Raw genomic sequence first — 20,854 nt, forward strand, 5'->3', positions numbered from 1 at the left:
CCTTCTTTGTCATTCGGCATGCAAAATTGACCCCGTAAGCCGGGGGATCGGCGTCCAAAATTGACCCCCTACAGGTTGGCTGTTGCGCTGCCTGCTTTGTCATGAAGCAGGTGGTCGGGGATGCTGATCGTGGAGACGATTGCGCGGATACGGCGCGAACACTTCATCAAGGGCAAGACGATCAAGGAGATCGCCCGTGACCTGAAGGTGTCGCGGAACACGGTCCGGAAGGTGCTGAGGTCGGGCAAGACCTTGTTCGAGTATGAGCGTTCGATCCAGCCGCGCCCCAAACTCGGGCGTTGGGCGGCGGAGCTTGATGAACTGCTGGCGGCGAACGCGGCCAAATCGGCTCGCGAACAGCTGACGCTGATCCGGATCTTCGAAGAGTTGCGCGGACGCGGCTATGACGGCGGCTACGATGCCGTACGGCGTTACGCCAGGCGTTGGAGCAAGGAGCGCGGGCAATCGACCGCGGCGGCCTATGTTCCGTTGAGCTTTGCGGCGGGCGAAGCCTACCAGTTCGACTGGAGCCATGAGATCGTTCTCCTCAACGGCGTGACGGCGATCGTGAAGGTCGCTCATGTCCGGCTGTGCCACAGCCGCATGCTGTTCGTGCGGGCCTATCCGCGGGAGACGCAGGAGATGGTATTCGACGCCCACGACCGGGCGTTCGCACTGTTCAAGGGTACCTGCAGCCGCGGCATCTACGACAACATGAAGACGGCGGTAGAGACGATCTTCGTCGGCAAGGATCGCCGCTACAATCGCCGCTTCCTGCAGATGTGCAGCCACTATCTGATCGATCCGGTCGCCTGCACGCCGGCGTCGGGCTGGGAGAAGGGTCAGGTCGAGAACCAGGTCGGGCTGGTCCGGGAACGGTTCTTCACGCCACGGCTGCGGTTCAAAACCCTGGACGAGTTGAACGCGTGGCTTCTGGATAAGTGCATCGCCTACGCCAAGGCGCACCGACATCCAGAACTGGCCGAACAGACGGTCTGGGAGGTGTTCGAAGCCGAGCGGCCCAAGCTCGTTCCCTATGCTGGCCGGTTCGACGGATTCCACGCGGTGCCGGCATCGGTCTCGAAGACCTGCCTGGTGCGCTTCGACAACAACAAATACTCGGTCGCTGCCAGCGCCGTCGGGCGCCCGGTCGAAGTTCAAGCCTATGCCGATCGCATCGTGATCCGTCAGGACGGGCGCATCGTTGCGGAGCATCCGCGATCGTTCGGACGCGGCGAGACGACCTACAATCCCTGGCACTACGTGCCGGTGCTCGCGCGCAAACCCGGGGCCTTACGTAACGGCGCACCCTTCAAGGACTGGGTGTTGCCGGCCGCGATCGAACGGATCCGGCGCAGGCTCGCCAGCACCGACGACGGCAATCGACAGATGGTCGACATCCTCAATGCGGTGCTGACGGACGGTTTGTCGGCGGTCGAAGCCGCCTGCGCCGAGGCGATCGCTCATGGCGTTCATTCCGCTGACGTCGTTCTCAACATCCTGGCTCGCCAACGCGAACCCGCTGCACCGGCCAACATTATGACGCCGGCGGCACTGACGCTCCGCCATGCGCCGATCGCCGATTGCGCCCGTTACGACAACCTCCGGAGGACCATCTGATGGAACGAACCCAAATCTTCGACCTCATGGGTGAGCTCAAACTCTACGGAATGAGGGCTGCCTTCGACGAGATCATGGCGACGGCCGTCAAGCGCCAGCACGAACCTCAGCACATCGTCGGCGACCTGCTCAGCGCCGAGATCAACGAGAAGCAGGCGCGGTCGATCAAGTACCAGCTCACCATCGCCAAGCTGCCATTGGCCAAGGATCTCGATGACTTCCAGTTCGAAGGCACGCCGATCAATCAGACGCTCGTCAATGATCTCGCCGGCGGCGGCTTCATCGCCCAGCAGCGCAACGTCGTGCTCGTCGGCGGCACCGGCACAGGCAAAACCCACCTGGCCATCGCAATCGCCAGAAGCTGCATCCGATCCGGCGCCCGCGGTCGCTTCTACAACGTGGTCGACCTCGTCAATCGCCTCGAGATCGAGACCCGTAACGGACGTCAGGGCCGGCTTGCCGAACATCTGACCCGGATGGACTTCATCGTGCTCGACGAACTCGGATATCTGCCCTTTGCCCAATCCGGCGGCCAGTTGCTGTTCCATCTCGTCAGCCGGCTCTACGAGCGTGCTTCCGTCATCGTCACCACCAATCTCGCCTTCGGCGAATGGCCCAGCGTGTTCGGCGACGCCAAGATGACCACCGCGCTGCTCGACCGGTTGACCCACCACTGCGACATCGTCGAAACCGGTAACGACAGCTGGCGCTTCAAAAGCCGCGACGACGATCACGCCACCCGCGCTCGTCTCGTCTCCGCAATCCCGGCCAGCTCCGACGAGTCGAGCGCTACCCTCAAACCACGCCGCGCGAAGGGGTCAAAATTGAACGCCGATACGGGGTCAAATTTGCGAGCCGATTGACACTTGGCCTTGCCGAGCCGTCATTTCAGGCAATCGTCCGGGCGCTCCGCATCCTCCTGACAAACGCGGCGATGACGGATTTCGACCCTTCGACGAACGGACTTGGCCTCAACAACATCCTCTATGTTTCGATCCTGATCGAATATTTCCACAGGCGCCTTGCGCAGCAGAAATCGGCGGGACAGATCATTCTGTTTGAGGAGCCCGAGGCCCACCTGCATCCGCAGCTTCAGCTCACGCTCTTCAAAGCGCTGAGCGCACTTCCCTTCCAGTCTGTCCTCACGACCCACAGCACCCACATCACCGCTAACGCTGACCTGGAATCGTACGTCGTCCTGACACAGACCGGGGAACCTGCCATTGCGTCGGCAGTCCCGGCCGAAGACGCCGGGTTGGACGAAACGGAGCTGCGCGACCTGGAGCGCTATCTTGACGCGACCAGATCGAACCTCCTGTTTGCCCGGAAAGTAATGCTGGTAGAAGGGCCGGCCGAGCTATTCCTTATTCCTGCGCTGGTCAAGCAGGTGAAGGGAATCGATCTCGACCGCGAGGGGATCTCCGTAATCCCGATCTACGGCGTGCATTTCGACGTATACGCGAAGCTCTTCTCGGGTGAGTCGCTACCCAAGAAGTGCGCCATCGTCACGGACGGCGACCTCAAACCCAGCGATGCAGACCCCGATCTTGAGGGAGAGGACGACCTGCCGCCGCCCCCCGATCTGAAGGAGCTTGAGAACGACTACGTTCGTGTATTCGCCTGCCAGACCACGTTCGAGCGTGCTGTCACGCTGGCAGGGACGCTGGAAATGTTTGCGCGGGCGGCCGACGATATAGGCGCTCCCACTGTGGCAAAGAAACTGCGCAAGGGTGCGGCGGAGCTTGACGACGATGACCTCGACGAAAAGCAGCGCGATGCGATCCTGAATCCCTTGCGCAAGATCGTGCTGAGTACCGCGAAGCGCTTCGGCAAGGCCCGTTTCGCCCAGATTGCCGCCCGCCATGTCGATCAGGCGACGAGCGTTCCCAAGTATCTCGGCGATGCGGTCAGGTGGCTCACCGAACCATGACGCTGACCGCCGAGCAGAAAGACGCCGTGCGTTGCGAAGACGACCTTATGCTCACGGCATGTCCGGGCAGCGGCAAGACCCGGGTCATCATCTCCAAACTATCGCGCGTTATCGACGAAATACGCGACACGCCGCGCGCCGTCGCGTGCATCACATACACCAATGCGGCTGTTCAGGAGATCGAGAGCCGTCTGCGGCACCACCTTCAGCCGGGGGACGATGCATACTACGAGATCTGCACGATTCACTCATTCTGCCTCAACCATATCTTCCGGCCGTTCTGCCATCTGATCAAAGGGTACAAAGACGGCTTCAAGGTCCTGACGCCGGAGAGCGCCGAGTTTGAGCGGCATGTCACTGCGATCTGCGCCCAGCACGGCAGATACAATCTGACCTTCAAGGATTTTGAGGACTTCACCCAGCTCCGCATGGACCTTGACGGAAGGCCCGTTGGAATCGGAATCGAACGCGGGGCGCTCACACCGGAAGTCGCGACCGCCTACTGGAAGCGCATACGCGAAGCGGGATTCGTCGACTTCGCCAACATCATCTACTACTCGCTGCTTCTGCTGCGTAGGCGGCCCGAAATTCTTAGCTACGTGTCGGCGAAGTTCGCCTGGATTCTGGTTGACGAATTTCAGGACACGACCGACTTGCAGGTCGAAATCCTGGCATTGATCGCCGGAAAGGGGCGGACACGTTTCCTTCTCGTCGGCGATCCGTGCCAGTCGATCTTCCGCTTCGCGGGCGCGCGGCCTGATCTTGCCGAACAGTTTGCCGGGCGCATTACCGCGCGCACCGACAAGCAGCTCTCCGGAAACTTCCGGTCAAGCTCGCCGATCATCGCGCATGCGAATATGCTGTATCCGCGAACACCGCCGATGACCGCGGTGGGGCGCGCGCGGAAGTATGCCGAACAGCCCGTGTGGCAGCACGGTGCGTCTGCCTTCACTGTCATCACGGATTATTTCTTGCCGGCGATTGAGGCGCTGGAAATTCCGATGGGAGAGGCAGCCATTCTGGCGCCGACGTGGTATTCGCTGTTCCCCCTCGGAAGGCGGCTCCGCGAATATGGTGTCAGCATCGTGGGACCGGGAGCGCGCCCTTATCGCCGAAACAGGCAGTTCGCCCCGCTGGCCGAGCAGGTCTGCGGCTATCTGATGGAACCCAGGCCCGACGCAATTGCCGGGATCGAACGCACGCTGTTCAACACGCTTCTGGATGTAACCGGCCGTCCGCACTTCGATATCTTTTCGTACCGTGGCCGCGTGATTGTTTTCAGGCTTCTGGATCACGCGAGGCGGCTTCACCAGATTCATATGGGCGGCATTGCTTGGCTTGAGGCGGCAGCGGCGGCATTCTCTCAGGTGCTTATCGAGAAGGAGTATCTGACCTCCGGCGACAAAGACGTGTTTGCGATATCGGTCGAGGAAATGAAGACCGACATGCGCAACAACAGGGTCGATCTGGCTAATCTGACGATCGACGACCTTGGAATCTACGCAAGCCCAGATGCGGCACTCAAATTGGCGACGTTGCATAACGCAAAGGGGCGGGAGTACATGGCCGTTGCCATGATCGACTTGCACGAGGGCAGGATTCCGTTTTATCAGGCGCGAAGCGCAGAAGATATCGAGGAGGCAAAGCGCCTGTTCTATGTCGGCGTCACGCGCGCAAAGCGGTTCCTGCTCTATGTGACCGACGCCTCGGACTCCCGCAACGGGCCAACACGGTTTTTGCGGGTAGGTACCGGCGTTGGGGTCGTGAATTAGCCGCTCATTCGGTTAGCCTCATAGGCGGAGGACTGCCGCCCTCTTTGGCCGCGCTAAGCTCCGCTCTCAAGCGTCAGAAATGTGCATACATTTTTTGACGGAGCTACGGCGGTGATACCACGAAGTGCGGCGGTAACTCCTCCCGCTGTGGGACGTGCGGTAGCAACCTTATTGCACCTCCAAGTATGGACTGGCTATCTCCCGACCTCCCGACAGCGGGCAGACTGAAGAAAGGATGACCGTGGCCCGAGTCTTCACGCGTGAGCAATTTTACGAGCTCGTCTGGTCCAAGCCGATGACGCACTTGGCGAAAGATTTCGCAATCTCTGATGTTGCGCTCCACAAGATCTGCAGAAAGCATGGCATCCCCAACCCGCCACTTGGCTGGTGGGCGAAGAAGGCGGCCGGAAAGAAGGTGAAGCAGACGCCACTGCCGGAAGCCAAGCCTGGCGCTCCCGACAGGATCACGATTGCCGATGGTGAGTTCGGTCGTGAATCCGCCAATCTGGCAGCCGCACGCGAGCGGGCACGCATACAGGCGTCGGAAGGCGACGACAACGAAGCTGCACCGCCGCACCCGTTCGTCGACCGCACCATCGCCAAGCTCAGAAAGGAGAAACCATCCGATATCGGCCTGATGGCCGTCAGCGAAGGTGGGCTCATCAAGTGCGAGGTTGCACCGCGATCTGTCGATCGCCTCGCAGTCATCCTGCCGCGGATTGTACGGGCGGCTTCATTGCAGGGATTCCAGCTTGTCGGCGGTGAGGGTTCAGCTCACTTCAAATCTGAGACCGAAGTCATCGGTTTTTCGATCTCCGAGCTGGTCAGTCGCGAGAAGCATGTGCTGACCGATGCCGAGCGTACTAAGGAGGAGGCTTGGCAACGCAAGCGTGACCTAGCTGCAAGGCGCAACGGCTGGGATTCAGTATTCTTCGATAGGCCGCGATTTCCCGAATGGGACTAGCACCCGACAGGTCGGCTCTCGTTCGAGTTCGAGCAGGTCTATGTGCTCGGAAGAGGTACGGCACCTCGTCGCAGTTTCCGCGACGCCAAGATCCAGCGGCTCGAGAACATGGCGAGCGAGATCGGCGTGGGGCTAGCCGTGCTCGCCGCGGCAAAGACAGAGCAACGGCTCACGAGGGAAGCGGAGGAGCGGAGAAGGCAGGAAGAGCGACGCCGGCGCGAACTGGTAGAGCGTGCTAAGCATATCGAGGATCGCCGCGTTGCTGGGCTTGGGGCCATCCTGTCGGAACTCGACGAGCTCGATCGGCTGCACCGACTCATCGCCATGCTCACGACAGAAGTACCGGTCGAAACGACACCACGCCTTACGACGTTCCTCTCGTGGGCACAGGATCATTTGGCAAAGCGCGAAGCGCGCCTTTCTGCGCAGGCGATCGAGGAGCGGTTCGCGGCCGAGCATTTGTTCGGCGACGACGACGATCGTGCCTTCATGCCGTCGAGATGGTACTAAGCGAGAAGTTTGGCGTGCGAGTGGATGGCGAATGATTGCTGGTCCTGCTAAGCGATGGCGGTATTTCTCGCACTGACCCCGTGACGCGCCGCGTGACCGACGAAGCGAAGAGTCGACCGATCGTTGTCGATAGTCGCTGAAACGTCGTTGAATCGGAATCGCGCGATTGTTCCTCGAAGACCCTCCTTAGACCTTAAAATTCTGCGGAGAGGCTCCAGACAGGGTGTACTACCACTCGCGACGGCGCGCTACCGGAACGAACCTGTCGTAGGTGTCCGGCTCGGCCTCTTCGTCGGTCCAATCGAACGGCGCCGCATCGTCGAGCAGCAGCAGCGAGATCGCGAAGTCATATTGTTCTGCAAACACCGTCATCTCCCGTACCGGCTCCCTGAACCATGCGCCAGCCGCGTGTTCGATACTGGCGCGGCCATCGACAAGGAGGCCTGGATTGAGCGGGAGCGACGCCTCCGGAATTTCAATGGGCCCGGCAGACGTTCTGAAGAACGCTCCGCTCTTCAGGGCGGGCGTGCTCGAGCGCGCCCAGAGAATAAAGCCGTCGCGAGAGACGACAAGCACCGCACGCTTCCCCGTATAGCTGAGCCAACGCAAGGTCGCGGCGATCAGTGACACGCGATAGCGATCGGCACAATGCGAGATCATATCGAGATCGACCTCCGCATTCGGCGCGATCTGCCGGCGAAAGTCGTCGAGCGGCATCAGGAAGTTCGCTGCGAAGACATTGGCCTGATGCTCGACTTGGCCATATTCGGAATCCCAGCGCACGACGTCCTGCTCGCCGCAGCGGAAGCCGTTGGGATATGCCAGCCGGTGCAGCAGGAAATGGCCGAATTCGTGTGCAAGGGTGAAGTTGATCCGACCCTTGGAGCTGAGTCGGCTGTTGTAGATGATGCCCCAGCCCTTGCGGCCCGCAGGGGCTTTGAAAAGCGCGCCATCGAAGCCCGGGAGGTTGTCGCCTTGGACGCTGATGATAGGGTCATCAGGGAAGCGCTGCGCCGTATATTCTCGGGCCACCATCGGAATATCGATCGGAAACCGGTCCGCGCCGAAGGCAGCGTTGAGGACATGTGTGATCTCGAACGCCCAGCGCTCGGGCGAGAACGGTCGGGTCATTCATCCTCGCCCAGCAGATCGACCATTCGCCGGACTTTATCCTTGGTCGCGGGATCCATCTTCCGGTACTTGCGAAAAAAGGCGTTGTCGGTCGCGTCCTCGACTCCCATCGTCTCGGTCGGGTCGATGAGATAGTCCGCCGTCACGCCCAGGGCCGCGGCAATCTTGGCGATCTTATCGGCCGAGGGCCGTGGCGGCGACTTGTTCTCAAGCTCCCAGATGTAGCTCTTGCTCGACTCTGTGAGCTCGGCAAGCCGGTCGAGCGTGTAGCCCTTTGCCTTGCGCAGCTCCCGGATCTTCTCGCCTAGCGGCGTCGCCACGTCATTCTCTCCTCCGGATCAGGGTTGGGCCTGTTCAGAGTAGCGATACACGACATGCTTGACAACACGTATTCGGCCCTTCATATTTTGTTCGGACTAGCGATACTTTTTATCCTACACACCTGAAATGGGCACAATATGCCGGGAAAGCGGGGACCAGATACGCATCATGTGGTACCAAGCCCCGGCGGCGGCTGGAATGTCAAGCGTGGCGGGGCAGCGCGCGCGTCGGGTCATTTCGACACCAAGCGCGAGGCGATCAGCCAAGGCCGCGAGGTGAGCCGCAGCCAGGGCACGGAGCTGCGGATCCACAACCGGGATGGCCGTATCGGACAAAGCGACAGCCACGGGCGGGACCCCAACCCGCCCCGAGGCTAACCCATCAGCACCGCGCCAACTCGGCGCGGTGTTTTGCAAACAGGCGAGACGGAAAGGCGATCGGCAATGCGGAATCTGGCGGCGGTGCAGGACGATGATGTGAACCGGCCCAAGGGCATCCAGCGGAGCCGTCGTCTGCCCGATCCGGCGCTTGGCGCGCTGTGGGACTCAATCATTCTCGACGAGGCGCTGAAGTCGCAGCTTGTTTCTCAGGCGGTGCTGAATTTCACGCTGCGCGGCAAGGTCGACCGCAGCGTGCTACCCCTGCACGGAGCGATCCTGCTCGTGGGTCCGCCGGGGACCGGCAAGACCTCGCTTGCGCGTGGGCTGGCGCATCGCACGGCCGAGTCCTTCCAGGGCGCCGGTTTCCGCCTGCTCGAGGTCGAGCCGCATGCACTGACGAGCTCGGCGATGGGCAAGACCCAACGGGCAGTTTCCGAGCTGTTCTCGCAGTCCATCGCGGAGGCCGCGGTCGGCGGCCCGACGATCGTGCTGCTCGACGAGGTGGAGACGCTGGCGGCCGACCGCTCGAAGCTGAGCCTCGAAGCCAATCCGATCGACATCCACCGCGCCACCGACGCGGTGCTGGTGCAGCTCGATGTGCTGGCGGAGCGGCACCCGAACCTGCTGTTCCTCGCCACCAGCAATTTCCCGCAGGCCGTCGACAGCGCGTTCACCTCGCGGTGCGACCTGGTCGTGCATGTGCCGTTGCCCGACCGCAGCGCCTGCGCGCGCATCTTGAAGGACTGCCTTGGCGGGCTCGGCAAGACCTATCCCGCCATCGGCCGGCTGTCCTCGTCGCCACAGTTGGAGCAGTGCGCCGCCGAATGCGTCGGGCTCGACGGGCGAGCGATCCGCAAGATGGTGGCGACCGCCCTCGCCAGCAGTCCGCAAACGGCGATGAACCCGGAGCGCGTCACGATCGAGAACCTGCTTGCCGCCGCGCGGGCCGCCAAGGCGAGCCGCATCCAAGGAGGCAAGCCAGCATGACCACCGTCGCCAGTCGCACCTTTCGTAGCACGCCGCAGCGTGATGCGCACACAACGTGGACCGCGATCGTCGATCTGCTGACCCAGGGGAAGACCGGCGCGGCACGAACCGAGCTGATGGCCGTTGCCGGCGTTGCGGCGAGCGTGATCGCTGATCAGGCGCCGACGGACGCCGCGATCGTCGTGACCTGCGACGGTCCGCGCACACGCATCTACTGCATCTATGATGACGACGCGATCGACGGCTCAGACGCCAATGAGGATCCGCTAGGGTTCGACCCGCTCAAGGGCGACTGGCGCGTGTCGCTTCCCTGCCTCGCCGAGGACCTTGCCTGGGTCCAAAGCGCACTCAAGCAGCACAGTAGCAGGATCACCGCGCGTGATCGCGATGCGTCCGTCTCGACTGAGGAGTCGGCGGCCGCCGCGAAAGCAGAGGCACTCGTGCTGAATCCGAAGGGGTTTCTCGGCTCATGACCAGCGTCGCCGTCAACACCTACACGCATTCCGTCACCTATGTGGCGGACAACATCCTGAAGAGCATGAAGGACATCATTCGGCTGAGCGGCCTGGATCCGACGAATCTCGTCGATGGGTGGTCGAGTAAGATGCGCGCCCTTCAGACCTGGCTGGAGTCGCGGCACCTGGAGGTGGTGGTCCTTGAGATCTTCGATCCCAGGACCGACAAGCTGGTCGGCCGTTGGGATATCGACGTGGTCTACACGACCGGCTCGGGTGACGGCGGTTTCTGGACCGATACCGATCAGATCAAATATCACGTGCGCAAGGCGGGGCTGGCGCCGAGCGAGGCCAAGTATCGCCTGCTGCTCCAGAACAAGCCGGGCCGACCCGATGTCGACGGCTGGGGGCCTGCGGAATATCGGTCGACCGAAGGTTTCGTGCGGCACGGCCTTGGCTCGACGATCGAGCACAACGGCCTGGGCGGCAGCGCGGCCTATTGGAGGAAAAGCTGATGCTGACCGTCGACGAAGCCTTCCGCAAGTTCAAGAGCCGGCTGGAGCTCAACGATAAGGAGCAGAAGAACGCATCGGCTCGGCACACCGAGGTGCGCGACTATCTGGCGACAAAGTTCAAGGTCGACCGCAGCTTCCTCACCGGGTCCTACGCCCGGCACACCAAGACGAAGCCGCTCAAGGACATCGACATCTTCTTCGTCCTGAAGGAGGACGAGAAGCACTATCGATCAAAAGCCCCTTCGGTGGTGATCGGCGACTTCCACGACGAGCTCGTCGATAAATATGGCAAGGACGCCGTACGCAAGCAGAGCCGGTCGGTGAACGTCGACTTCGGTGTGGTGGTCGATGCCGAGGACAATACCGATTACCGCGTCGTCAGCGTGGACGTCGTGCCGGCGTTCACCGCTGGCGACAATTATGAGATCCCCGACGACGACACCGGCAAGTGGATCAAGACCAACCCGGAGATCCATGCCAGCAAGGCCACGGCGGCGCATCAGGCCTATTCGAACGAGTGGAAGGGCCTGGTGCGCATGGTGAAGTATTGGAACAACAACGCGCGGCACGGAGAGAAGCCGGTCAAGCCGTCATTCCTGATCGAGGTCATGGCCCTCCAGTGCCTCTATGGCGGTTGGCAGGGACGCTTCGACTATGAAATCCAGGGCTTCTTCTCGACGCTGGCCGACCGCATCTTCGACCAATGGCCTGATCCCGCGGGCCTGGGGCCGGCGATCAGCGACGGCATGGACAGCACGCGCAAGCAGCGGGCGCGCGAGCTGCTGATGGCGGCAAGCCGCGATGCGACGATCGCGATCGACCATGCGCGCCGCGGCCGTAACGGCGAGGCACTTAAGGCCTGGCGCGCGCTCTTCGGGCCGAAGTTCCCACTCTCATGATGCTCAGCGGCAGCGGAGCGGCGGACGAGGAGAAAGGCGATGGCTGACGCGGTGGTCGCGCGCTGGCACGGGGACAATTATCAAGCGCGTGTCTTCTGGGAGAACGCCTTCAACCTTCTAATGCCGCATTCCTGCGTCGTGGAGGTGGCGTTCGAAGCGGACGGCCCGAAGGCTTTCGACGATGTCGTCGTCAGATATGACCCGCCGGTCGCGCGCTCCGGCCCTCAGCGCATCTCGGCCGAGTATCACCAGGTCAAGTGGCACGTCCAAACGGGCGGACGCTTCGGATATGAGGACTTCACCGACCCCGATTTCATCGGCGCGCAATCGGTCTCGCTACTCGAGCGGCTCCAGCAGGCGCGCAGGACGGCGCCTGCTTCGGCCCATTTCACGTTCCTCACGACCTATCGCATCAAGGATGGCGATCCGCTGGCCGAGCTGGTTTCCGGTCACGACCGGACTCTGCTGATCGAGCGCCTGTTCGACGGCACGACCGATCGGAGCCGCATGGGCAAGGTGCGCAAGCGCTGGCGCGAGCACCTCAGGCTGGCAAACGATGACGAACTCAGGGCCGTCGTGTGCGGCCTGCGTGTGCTCGACGGCTATCGGTCGCTCGAGGAGCTACGCGCCGAAATCAATCTGAAGGCGCAGGTCGTGGGCGTGCTCGCGTGCAACGCGGCCAATTCCGACTTCCGGTTTGACGAGCTTGCACGGCAGCTTAAGGTCCGCCAGCTCAGCGCACTGAACCGCGAACTGCTCCTGCAGCTCTGCCGCGAAGAAGGACTTCTGGTGGAGCGGACACCGGAGCCGGACCCATTCCTCCCTATCGCCATCCGCAGCTTTCTCGGGCCGTCGGCCGACATCGTCGGCGCTGCGCCCGAGGACACGCTGCTCCTGACCGACGACTTTCGGCAGCGTTATCTGCAGGATGGACGGGAGTGGCAACGCGATATCCGCCCTAAGGTGGAGAGCTTCCTGCGGGCCGCGGTCAAGCGATCTTCCAAGCTGCGGCTCATCCTCGATGCCCATGCCTCGATCGCGTTTCTTGCCGGCGCCGTGCTCGATCTGAAGTCCGGCCTCGAGACGCAGCTGGTCCAGAAGGGCCGCGTTGGCGCCAGGACCTGGCGCGCTGACGATGGCTCCGCCGCAAACGGCGCGCGATTCGAGGTGGCCGAGGAACAACTCGGGGGAGGACAAGACGTTGCGCTCGCGATCAGCGTCTCGCAACCAGCGGCAGCGCAAGCTCGGTCTTATGTGGCGGCGCAGCTGCCCGACGTGGGGAAGCTCATCTCATTCGCCTTGCCGAGCGGACCTGGCCAGCAGAGTGTCGCGGGCGGCGAACACGCTGCGGCGCTCGCGGAGCAAGTGTCCAACCATGTCCGCACCGTGACAGCCGACGATCCCGACGCCGTGGTTCATATCTTCGCGGCGGCCCCAAACAGCCTGCTGTTCTATCTTGGCCAGCACCATCAAGCGATCGCGCCGTGCATCGTCTATGAGTTCGATTTCGATCGACGCGCGCACAAGACCTATCAGCCATCCTTTGTAATCGACTGACGACGTTTCACTCGCGCGTCCCCTCCGCGGACATCCGGAAGGAGTGGCGCACCCGTCTCGAGTCGAACGCGGGACCTCCACCTTCCGAAGTTTGACGAACATCAGAACCCGCAGCCAGGACTGAAGCTAGGGTGGCGCTGCGGGCCGGACTCGAAACCGGCTGGTGGATGGGCTTAGCGCAACGAGCCATTACGCCGCTGCCTTCTCGTCACCATCTCGGGCCTTTGCTGGCCGTGTGTCCTTCCACACCGCCGCAGCCAACTGTATTTACTTTCGTCATCAAGCACCACGTCGATCGCGTGCGAGAAGGAGCCTGTAGGTCGCAATCGTGAGCGTGCCGTGCTACAAGCGATGACGGTATTTCTCGCGCTGGCGCGCAATGCGCTGCGTGATCGACGAGGCGAAGAATCGACCGATTGTTATCGATAGTCGCTGAAACGTCGTTGAATCCGAATCGCGCAATTTCTCCTCGAAAATCAGCACCAAAAATTTTTGTCGGTTCGCGGTTCGGATCGTGGAGTGCGATCAAAAAAAGTTGTGCGGGAAATTCAACGCGTTAACATGGCCGAAAATAGATGAGTGGGAGTGAATTAAGGTCGTTTCAGACCATCTCGCTCCGTGCCGAAAATCGCACGATCCCATTGATTGGTAGGCATTATCTTTCCTACCCCGTATCGCTGCATGTCACCCCAACCCAGCCACTTTGTTGGTAGCGATGTTGGTATGGCGCAGGATGGTCGAGAAACGGGCTTTCGCTACCAACACCACCCTTTGTTGGTATGCGTTTGCCCCCAGACCGGATGCGGATTCATGGGCGATCTCACTGATAAAGAACTGAAAAATCTGAAACCGAGGGCCAAGCTGTACAAGGTGACGGACCGCGACGGGATGCACGCGGCCGTGACCCCAACTGGGGTCATCTCGTTCCGGTATCAGTATCGGGTGAACGGGCGGCAGGAGGTCTTGACCATCGGCCGGTATAGCGCCGAGGCGGCGCGCAAGCTGACACGCGCGCCCGATGCGCTGGAATACGGAATGGAGGTGTCGCTTGCGGAGGCGAGGACGCTGCTGGCGCGCGCCCGGCGTCAGGTCGAGCGGGGCGAGTCGCCGTCGAAAGCCAAGGTAGAAAAGCGCACCGCGTCAGCCGCAGCACTGACATTCGGCGGATGGGCGGAAGCCTACTTCAAGCACAAGGCCGATCCAAAATCGGGGGCCGAGAAACTGGCTGACAGCACCTTGGCGATGCGCCGGTCTGCCTGTCATTCGGCCTGCAATATTGACCCTCTAAGCGGGGGGCTCGGCGTCCAAAATTGACTCCCTGAAGGTTGGTCTGTTGCGCTGCCTGCTTTGTAACGAAGCAGGTGGTCGGGGATGCTGATCGTGGAGGACGATTGCGCGGATACGTCGCGAACACTTCATCAAGGGCAAGACGATCAAGGAGATCGCCCGCGACCTGAAGGTGTCCCGGAACACGGTCCGGAAGGTGCTGAGGTCGGGAGAGACCTCGTTTGAGTACGAGCGGCAGGTTCAGCCGCGGCCCAAGCTTGGACACTGGGCATCTGAGCTCGATGTGTTGCTGGCGGCGAACGCGACCAGATCCGCGCGCGAACAACTGACCTTGATCCGGATCTTCGAAGAGCTTCGCGGCCGCGGCTATGACGGTGGTTACGATGCCGTGCGGCGTTACGCCAGGCGGTGGAACAAGGAGCGCGGGCAATCGACCGCGACGGCCTATGTTCCGTTGAGCTTTGCGGCGGGCGAAGCCTACCAGTTCGACTGGAGCCATGAGATCGTTCTCCTCAACGGCGTGACGGCGATCGTGAAGGTCGCTCATGTCCGGCTGTGCCACAGCCGCATGCTGTTCGTGCGGGCCTATCCGCGGGAGACGCAGGAGATGGTATTCGACGCCCACGACCGGGCGTTCGCACTGTTCAAGGGTACCTGCAGCCGCCAAGCTGCCGCTGGCCAAGGATCTCGCGGACTTCCAGTTCGACGGCACGCCGATCAACCGGACGCTCGTCAATGACCTCGGCGGCGGCTTCATCGCCCAGCAACGCAACGCCGTCCTGGTCGGCGGCACCGGCACCGGAAAGACCCATCTGGCCATCGCAATCGCCAGAAGCTGCATCCGCTCCGGCGCCCGCGGTCGCTTCTACAACGTGGTCGACCTCGTCAATCGCCTCGAGACCCGCATCGGACGACAAGGTCGTATCGCCGAGCATTCGACCAGGATGGACTTCATCGTCCTCGACGAACTCGGTTACCTGCCGTTCGCTCAATCCGGCGGCCAGCTCCTGTTCCACCTCGTCAGCAGACTCTACGAGCGTACGTCCATCGTCGTCACAACCAATCTCGCCTTCGGCGAATGGCCAAGCCTGCTCGGCGACGCCAAGATGACAACCGCACTGCTCGACCGGCTCATCCACCACTGCGACATTGTCGAGACCGGCAACGACAGCTGACGATTCAAAAGCCGCGACGACGATCACGCCACTCGCGCTCGTCCCGTCTCCGCAATCCAGGCCAACTCCGACGGGCCGAGCGCTACCTTCAAACCACCCCGCGCAAAGGGGTCAAAATTGGAAGCCGATCAAGGGTCAAATTTGCAAGCCGATTGACAATTGGCCGAGAAACCCCTGGTGCTTGTCGAAAACGTTTGAATGCTTGGATTGATTTTATAGAAGTCGTCCTGTCGGGAGCTGAACGTGTTCTCAAGCAGCGGAGCTGAGACCACATTGACGGAGTACGGGACATCCTTAATTTCCATTGACCCGAGTGGTCCGACATTCGAGACTGTCGAAGGACGATATCCCGCAGCGACACTGCCCTCAGGGGCCTGTACTGCAGTTTCCGAGATATTGCCGCTCGGCGGAGCTTCACGCCGTGCTGCGCGGCGAGACCGCCTCGGTTTCGCGCGTCGTTCCGAAGTCGGTTGCGGCTTGACGGACGCTGACCGGTGCGAAGGTGATTCGACGTATACTGGAGGTAATGGCGGTTGAGAATGCCGCCCTTGACCGAAAGCGTGTCCGGAAATCGCCACGCCTGCCACCGCGATGCAAGCGATCTCAATACGCCGCGCGCGAGAAATCTTATCTGATCTGGTCATTTAAGGCCCCAAGCCCATTAAAAAGAGATAGCATTTGCTGTGTTACACGCCTCCATTGTGGAGACTGCTGGTTACAGGCACAGCTCGACTTCCCACGCGATGTACTTTATCGTATATAACGATGTTGTGTAGTGTCAATATCAGGTACCTTCGAGAAATTTCAGGGATGCGGGTTCGTTGCTTGATGGAGGCTTCTCGTGGATTCCGAAATCAATCGCCACAAGGTCTATCCGTCCAGCGCAGCGCTGGGATCACTAGCAATTTGAGCGTCTTGTTTTTGCGTTCCCCGGGTAGCGATGGTCTCTCATTCTCATTCCGCGCTTGTCCGGCAGCGCTGCCTTGATATATCGCCGCATGATGTCCGCCACGCGTTCGCCGTCGCCCGACGGACATTCCTGGGCAGCGTAACAACTCATTTCAATCTAGGCCGATGATGAAGAAGACGACGGACCTATCCGAGGCGGATTCGTACCTCCGCTCGATCGTCCGGAGCGATCTGCTTCTGGCCATTCTGTTCCTGATTCTCATCACGTTAATGTTGATGTCGCTGACGATCGGGCGATATCCGGTACCAATTGGCAAGGTAGCGCAAATCGTGTTCACGACCCTGCCGTTTAATACGGTCGGAAGCTACGATGACAAGAGCTGGGTTGCCGTCGAAATCATCCGGATGCCGCGTGTCCTGCTGGTCACGATCTGCGGAATGGGTCTTGCTTTGTCCGGCGCGGTTCTGCAGGGCGTGTTTCGCAATCCACTTGTCGGCCCCGAAATTATTGGTCTCACCTCCGGCGCATCCCTGGGCGGCGTGATTGCGATTGTATTGGGATGGCCAACTGTTGCTCTGGTTGTGTTCGCATTTGGCTCGGGTCTGCTCACGCTGTTCGTTGCGTTTGCCCTTGCAGCACTCACCGGGCGGGCGAGCACGTTGGCACTGGTTCTATCCGGGGTCATTGTCGGCCACTTCTGCTCAGCAATCATCGGTCTGCTTCAGACTCTCGTTGATCCGACAGTGAAACTCCCGTCAATCCTCTACTGGCTGTTGGGAAGTTTTGTCGGCGCGACCTATGACAAGGTCGCCATCGCTGCTGCCATGACGTTGTTTGCGGGAGCGCCGTTACTTGCGTTGCGTTGGCGCATCAACCTTTTGTCGCTCGGCGAAGTGGATGCGCGGGCGCTCGGTGTCAATGTCGACGTGCTGCGCTGGGTCCTGTTGGGGCTTGCGGCGATGATCGTGGCAGCTCAGGTCTCGGTCAGCGGCGGCGTTGGCTGGGTCGGACTGATCGTTCCGCATCTGGCGCGGCTTCTAGTTGGGCCCGACCATGGCCGGTTGTTGCCGACAGCGGCCGTGCTCGGCGGTCTTTTTCTTCTGGCAATGGACGATATGGCGCGCAGCCTGACTGACCAGGAAATTCCGATCGGCCTTCTCACCAACGCTGTCGGAGCGCCCGTTTTCGCGTTTCTATTCTGGCGCACTCAGGCGAGGGGTTGGGTGCCGGGTTAAGGTATTGAGTTTGCAGACACGATGGTTGACTAGGACCATTGCAAATTTAGGTCACCATAAACAATCGCAGTTGCTGATCGAGCTATAATTGCTATTCGCTAAACGAGTAGGGCAATTCCGTTGTAGTTGCGAGGCCTGTTGCGTTCGATCGTAGTCGTCCTGATCCTAATGTTTATCGGCGAAAAGGTATCGGATCGCAGGCCCTCGCTATTGTGCCCATTACGTCTCTGATTGCTCTCCTCCTCGGCCCGCCGAGATCGAAGTAGCGCGGATCGCGAAGGTGTTCACCGACAGCCGCGGCGTGCAGACGCCGATCGCAGCGCCAGCCGTGGGCAGTGTTGATCCGACCACTGGCCTCAAGGCTGCCAGCCGAAACGCCGCCGCTCGATCCGGGCGCCGCGCAGAACATGCAGGATCGCAAGCTCGCCTTCGTCAATGCCGTCGACCGGCGCACCGTCACGCCCGATCGCGTGCAGGAAAAGGCGTCGCCCTATGTCGTGCAGGCCGGCACCGTCATCCCCGCAGCGCTGATTACCGGCATTAAATCCGATCTGCCCGGAACGTCGAGAAGCGCGATGGCGCGATGAGCTTGCCGGGGTATTCGAATCGCCGCGATGGGTGGTTGTTCCGCGAGGCATCAACCTTCGTGATGGGATGGTGACCGTCACCGATCTGGATTTCGTGACGTATGATACCGAAGCAAATGAACTGGCCGTCTTTCAGTTGAAATGGCAGCAGCCGGTCGGCATTGATGCGAGTCACAGACTGCGCAGGAGCACTGGCAGGAATCTCGTCACCGATAGCAACAAATGGATCGAAACTGTCTTCGGATGGATCGGCAAGTACGGCCTGGCAGAACTCGCCAAGCGACTCGGTCTTCGCGTGCGGCCGGATCTTCGCGTGCAATGCTTCGTCATGGCTCGATACAACGCGCATTTCTCCGGCTTCGCGAATACGGACGAACGAGCAACATGGATCGACTGGAGCCATTTCTTGAAGGCGTGGGTCGAATGTCCGGGATTTCCGCCGACTGAGTTGGCGGCCGCCCTCAAGAAGTGAACACGAGAAGCCTTCGATGAATACAAGGGTGATAGTTATCTATTTCCGCTTGGAGATTTGGCCGTAACTCTCAATCCCACGCGAACGCCCGAGGGATTTTCGAGTGATGGGGCTTGAGCCTGTTCGATGATGACGTAGACGGCGGCTGCACCGTCAGAGGTTCCCCGGCAATTCTCAACAAGGAATCTTGACGCAAGATTCCCGAAGCATCGGTAGGACGTCGCTGACGGTGAGAATATCGGCCGTTCCTTCTGAACTCCGGTCCATATCGGCCACGCCGTATGTCGTTTCCGACGTGGCGCCTCATGCGTCGCCGGCTTCGTTGAGGGAATAGGTCGTGCTGCGACCGCCTCCGGCATCTTTCTTTAGGATACCGCGTTCGACCAGATCAGTGATGTCACGCAAGGCCGTGTCGGCAGAACATTTCTCGATCTGTCCGGGATCAGCACCTATGGCACAGAATTGATGGTGTGATCTAAGGAGTGTTCGGTTCTCGTCGCAGACGAAGGAACGAACATGAGCACGAAGTCGACTGGCGGCAAACGCTCCGCCGAACACGTAGTCAAAGATATCCGCCGTGCGACGCGGCGGCACTTTTCATCAGAGGACAAAATCCGGATCGTGCTGGATGGGCTTCGGGGCGAAGACAGCATCGCCGAGCTGTGCCGCAAGGAAGGGATAGCCCAGAGCCTCTACTACACCTGGTCGAAGGAATTCCTGGAAGCTGGCAAACGGCGGCTGGCTGGCGACACGGCTCGTGCTGCGACGACCGGTGAAGTTCAGGACCTGCGCCGTGAGACCCGTGCCTTGAAAGAGGCGGTTGCCGATCTGATGCTGGAGAACCGTCTGCTCAAAAAAAGTATGATCGCGGATGGGGGCGACGACGAATGAGATACCCCGCATCCGAGAAGCTCGAGATCATCAGGATGATTGAGCAGTCGCATGTTCCCGCGAAGAAGACGCTCGATCAGCTCGGCATTGCTCGGCGCACCTTCTACCGCTGGTATGACCGCTACCTTAAAGGCGGGCCCGAAGCGTTGGAGGATCGTCCTTCCCGGCCGAGCCGGGTCTGGAACCGCATCGGCGACAATATCCAGGCTCAGATCATCGAATTGGCGCTGGAGCAATCCGAGCTGTCGCCGCGCGAATTGGCGGTGCGATTCACCGACGAGAAGCGCTACTTCGTCTCGGAAGCCACCGTCTATCGCCTGCTCAAGGCCCACGATCTCATCACCAGCCCGGCATTCGTGGTGATCAAGGCTGCCGACGAGTTCAAGGACAAGACGAAGCGGCCCAACGAGATGTGGCAGACCGACTTCACTTACTTCAAGATCATCGGCTGGGGCTGGGTCTATCTGTCGACCGTGCTCGACGACTTCTCCCGCTACATCATCGCCTGGAAGCTGTGCACGACCATGCGGGCCGAGGATGTCACCGACACACTGGAACTGGCGCTCACGGCATCAGGCTGCGACAGCGCCAGGGTGCTGCACAAGCCAAAGCTGCTCAGCGACAACGGGCCGTCTTACATCGCGGCCGAACTCGCTGAATGGATCTACGCCAACGGTATGAGTCATGTTCGCGGAGCGCCGCTTCACCCGCAGACCCAGGGCAAGATCGAGCGCTGGCACCAGACGCTCAAGAACCGCATCCTGCTGGAAAACTACTTCCTGCCGGGCGATCTCGAACACCAGATCGAGGCCTTCGTCGAACATTACAATCATCGCCGCTATCACGAGAGTCTCAGCAACGTCACGCCGGCCGACGCCTACTTCGGTAGGGCCTCTGCCATCATCGAACAACGCGAAAGGATCAAACGACAGACAATCCAATTCAGGCGCTTGCAACACCGCAAGCTCGCCGCTTAACATCACCAACCAGAGGCCGACACTCCGCTAAATCAGGCAGCCATCTGCGCCAAATGTTCTGACGACGGACAGAGGTTATGGCTCCAACTACGCTAGCAGTTCAGAAATCGCAGGCCAACCGCAACCTCGAACTTCGCGGAGTGCGCGACCAATATACGCTAGCAGTTCAGAAATCGCAGGCCAACCGCAACAGATTGTCAACTTTGTTGATGTCGCCATCGACGCTAGCAGTTCAGAAATCGCAGGCCAACCGCAACCCACACTTACAGATAGAGCTTT

The 20,854-nt window shown here is 60.7% G+C and carries 18 protein-coding genes, 3 pseudogenes and 1 CRISPR repeat array (1 of these 22 cut by a window edge); of the genes and pseudogenes, 19 read left to right on the plus strand and 2 right to left on the minus strand.

Translation table 11 applies throughout. The features are described from left to right. The first annotated feature begins 120 nt into the window (after positions 1-120). From istA (NB311A_RS06890) to NB311A_RS22245, 6 genes are all read left to right on the plus strand, one after another. Positions 121-1,620, plus strand: coding sequence for an IS21 family transposase (gene istA / locus NB311A_RS06890; RefSeq protein ID WP_009796680.1), 1,500 nt, complete (start codon positions 121-123; stop codon positions 1,618-1,620). Then, positions 1,620-2,483, plus strand: coding sequence for an IS21-like element helper ATPase IstB (gene istB, locus NB311A_RS06895; protein ID WP_009796681.1), 864 nt, complete (start codon positions 1,620-1,622; stop codon positions 2,481-2,483). Before istA (NB311A_RS06890) ends, istB (NB311A_RS06895) begins: the two co-directional genes overlap by 1 nt. Continuing rightward, complete coding sequence (locus NB311A_RS06900) at positions 2,480-3,550, plus strand: ATP-dependent endonuclease (protein WP_009797781.1); 1,071 nt, start codon at positions 2,480-2,482, stop codon at positions 3,548-3,550. Before istB (NB311A_RS06895) ends, NB311A_RS06900 begins: the two co-directional genes overlap by 4 nt. Further along, positions 3,547-5,322 (plus strand): UvrD-helicase domain-containing protein, encoded by a 1,776-nt coding sequence (locus NB311A_RS06905; protein WP_009797782.1) that lies wholly within the window; start codon positions 3,547-3,549, stop codon positions 5,320-5,322. Before NB311A_RS06900 ends, NB311A_RS06905 begins: the two co-directional genes overlap by 4 nt. Before the next feature lie 235 nt (positions 5,323-5,557). Continuing rightward, on the plus strand, positions 5,558-6,286 hold the full coding sequence (locus NB311A_RS22240) for a hypothetical protein (protein ID WP_009797783.1): 729 nt from the start codon (positions 5,558-5,560) through the stop codon (positions 6,284-6,286). Positions 6,287-6,394: 108 nt separating this feature from the next. Then, positions 6,395-6,796 (plus strand): hypothetical protein, encoded by a 402-nt coding sequence (locus tag NB311A_RS22245; protein WP_207382356.1) that lies wholly within the window; start codon positions 6,395-6,397, stop codon positions 6,794-6,796. 228 nt (positions 6,797-7,024) lie between these two features. Here the strand turns inward: NB311A_RS22245 and NB311A_RS06915 are convergent, their stop codons facing one another. Both NB311A_RS06915 and NB311A_RS06920 read right to left on the minus strand, forming a co-directional pair. Beyond that, positions 7,025-7,927 carry an ImmA/IrrE family metallo-endopeptidase gene (locus NB311A_RS06915; protein ID WP_009797785.1) on the minus strand — a complete coding sequence of 301 codons (903 nt, stop codon included), beginning with the start codon at positions 7,925-7,927 and terminating at the stop codon, positions 7,025-7,027. Further along, entirely contained in the window at positions 7,924-8,247 is a 324-nt protein-coding gene (locus NB311A_RS06920; RefSeq protein WP_009797786.1) for a helix-turn-helix domain-containing protein, read from the minus strand. Before NB311A_RS06920 ends, NB311A_RS06915 begins: the two co-directional genes overlap by 4 nt. Before the next feature lie 138 nt (positions 8,248-8,385). Here NB311A_RS06920 and NB311A_RS06925 point away from each other — a divergent pair, with 138 nt between their 5' ends. The 13 genes and pseudogenes from NB311A_RS06925 to NB311A_RS06990 all read left to right on the plus strand — a co-directional run bounded on the left by NB311A_RS06925 (position 8,386) and on the right by NB311A_RS06990 (position 20,575). Continuing rightward, on the plus strand, positions 8,386-8,625 hold the full coding sequence (locus NB311A_RS06925) for a DUF2188 domain-containing protein (RefSeq protein WP_009797787.1): 240 nt from the start codon (positions 8,386-8,388) through the stop codon (positions 8,623-8,625). A gap of 66 nt (positions 8,626-8,691) precedes the next feature. Then, complete coding sequence (locus NB311A_RS06930; protein ID WP_009797788.1) at positions 8,692-9,615, plus strand: AAA family ATPase; 924 nt, start codon at positions 8,692-8,694, stop codon at positions 9,613-9,615. Continuing rightward, a complete protein-coding gene (locus NB311A_RS06935; RefSeq protein WP_009797789.1) occupies positions 9,612-10,088 on the plus strand; it encodes a hypothetical protein in 477 nt (158 codons plus the stop codon). Before NB311A_RS06930 ends, NB311A_RS06935 begins: the two co-directional genes overlap by 4 nt. Then, positions 10,085-10,585: a hypothetical protein gene (locus tag NB311A_RS06940; RefSeq protein WP_009797790.1), complete on the plus strand. Its 501-nt coding sequence runs from the start codon at positions 10,085-10,087 to the stop codon at positions 10,583-10,585. Before NB311A_RS06935 ends, NB311A_RS06940 begins: the two co-directional genes overlap by 4 nt. Beyond that, positions 10,585-11,484, plus strand: coding sequence for a CBASS oligonucleotide cyclase (locus NB311A_RS06945; RefSeq protein WP_009797791.1), 900 nt, complete (start codon positions 10,585-10,587; stop codon positions 11,482-11,484). Before NB311A_RS06940 ends, NB311A_RS06945 begins: the two co-directional genes overlap by 1 nt. A 39-nt stretch (positions 11,485-11,523) precedes the next feature. Continuing rightward, positions 11,524-13,041, plus strand: a complete 1,518-nt coding sequence (locus NB311A_RS06950) for an SAVED domain-containing protein (protein ID WP_009797792.1) — start codon at positions 11,524-11,526, stop codon at positions 13,039-13,041. A gap of 810 nt (positions 13,042-13,851) precedes the next feature. Beyond that, positions 13,852-14,355 (plus strand): Arm DNA-binding domain-containing protein, encoded by a 504-nt coding sequence (locus NB311A_RS06955; RefSeq protein WP_009797794.1) that lies wholly within the window; start codon positions 13,852-13,854, stop codon positions 14,353-14,355. A gap of 57 nt (positions 14,356-14,412) precedes the next feature. Continuing rightward, positions 14,413-14,992: pseudogene (gene istA, locus NB311A_RS06960) on the plus strand (IS21 family transposase); the annotation flags it as partial. After that, positions 14,991-15,659: pseudogene (gene istB, locus NB311A_RS06965) on the plus strand (IS21-like element helper ATPase IstB); the annotation flags it as partial. The pseudogenes istA (NB311A_RS06960) and istB (NB311A_RS06965), both read left to right, overlap by 2 nt. A 918-nt stretch (positions 15,660-16,577) precedes the next feature. Further along, the gene (locus NB311A_RS06970; protein WP_009797797.1) at positions 16,578-17,648 is read left to right on the plus strand and encodes an iron ABC transporter permease; all 1,071 of its coding nucleotides are present in this window, start codon (positions 16,578-16,580) and stop codon (positions 17,646-17,648) included. 244 nt (positions 17,649-17,892) lie between these two features. Then, a pseudogene (locus NB311A_RS06975) lies at positions 17,893-18,211 on the plus strand (conjugal transfer protein TraI); the annotation flags it as partial. A gap of 91 nt (positions 18,212-18,302) precedes the next feature. After that, positions 18,303-18,707: a hypothetical protein gene (locus NB311A_RS06980; protein WP_009797799.1), complete on the plus strand. Its 405-nt coding sequence runs from the start codon at positions 18,303-18,305 to the stop codon at positions 18,705-18,707. A 516-nt stretch (positions 18,708-19,223) separates the two neighbouring features. Continuing rightward, a protein-coding gene (locus NB311A_RS06990) for an IS3 family transposase (protein WP_086008686.1) occupies positions 19,224-20,575 on the plus strand; the annotation gives its coding sequence in 2 pieces (ribosomal slippage) (positions 19,224-19,560 and positions 19,560-20,575; 1,353 coding nt in all). 89 nt (positions 20,576-20,664) lie between these two features. Next, positions 20,665-20,854: a CRISPR direct-repeat array (repeat unit 36 nt; unit sequence ACGCTAGCAGTTCAGAAATCGCAGGCCAACCGCAAC); it runs 638 nt beyond the window's last position.

The sequence above is a fragment of the Nitrobacter sp. Nb-311A genome, assembly GCF_000152905.1.
Lineage (GTDB): Bacteria > Pseudomonadota > Alphaproteobacteria > Rhizobiales > Xanthobacteraceae > Nitrobacter.

Coding starts and splice junctions, on each gene's coding strand:
- istA (WP_009796680.1), top strand. CDS start 121: ATGCTGATCGTGGAGACGATTGCGCGGATACGGCGCGAACACTTCATC.
- istB (WP_009796681.1), top strand. CDS start 1,620: ATGGAACGAACCCAAATCTTCGACCTCATGGGTGAGCTCAAACTCTAC.
- NB311A_RS06905 (WP_009797782.1), top strand. CDS start 3,547: ATGACGCTGACCGCCGAGCAGAAAGACGCCGTGCGTTGCGAAGACGAC.
- NB311A_RS22240 (WP_009797783.1), top strand. CDS start 5,558: ATGACCGTGGCCCGAGTCTTCACGCGTGAGCAATTTTACGAGCTCGTC.
- NB311A_RS22245 (WP_207382356.1), top strand. CDS start 6,395: ATGGCGAGCGAGATCGGCGTGGGGCTAGCCGTGCTCGCCGCGGCAAAG.
- NB311A_RS06915 (WP_009797785.1), bottom strand. CDS start 7,927: ATGACCCGACCGTTCTCGCCCGAGCGCTGGGCGTTCGAGATCACACAT.
- NB311A_RS06925 (WP_009797787.1), top strand. CDS start 8,386: ATGCCGGGAAAGCGGGGACCAGATACGCATCATGTGGTACCAAGCCCC.
- NB311A_RS06930 (WP_009797788.1), top strand. CDS start 8,692: ATGCGGAATCTGGCGGCGGTGCAGGACGATGATGTGAACCGGCCCAAG.
- NB311A_RS06935 (WP_009797789.1), top strand. CDS start 9,612: ATGACCACCGTCGCCAGTCGCACCTTTCGTAGCACGCCGCAGCGTGAT.
- NB311A_RS06940 (WP_009797790.1), top strand. CDS start 10,085: ATGACCAGCGTCGCCGTCAACACCTACACGCATTCCGTCACCTATGTG.
- NB311A_RS06945 (WP_009797791.1), top strand. CDS start 10,585: ATGCTGACCGTCGACGAAGCCTTCCGCAAGTTCAAGAGCCGGCTGGAG.
- NB311A_RS06950 (WP_009797792.1), top strand. CDS start 11,524: ATGGCTGACGCGGTGGTCGCGCGCTGGCACGGGGACAATTATCAAGCG.
- NB311A_RS06955 (WP_009797794.1), top strand. CDS start 13,852: ATGGGCGATCTCACTGATAAAGAACTGAAAAATCTGAAACCGAGGGCC.
- NB311A_RS06970 (WP_009797797.1), top strand. CDS start 16,578: ATGATGAAGAAGACGACGGACCTATCCGAGGCGGATTCGTACCTCCGC.
- NB311A_RS06980 (WP_009797799.1), top strand. CDS start 18,303: ATGGTGACCGTCACCGATCTGGATTTCGTGACGTATGATACCGAAGCA.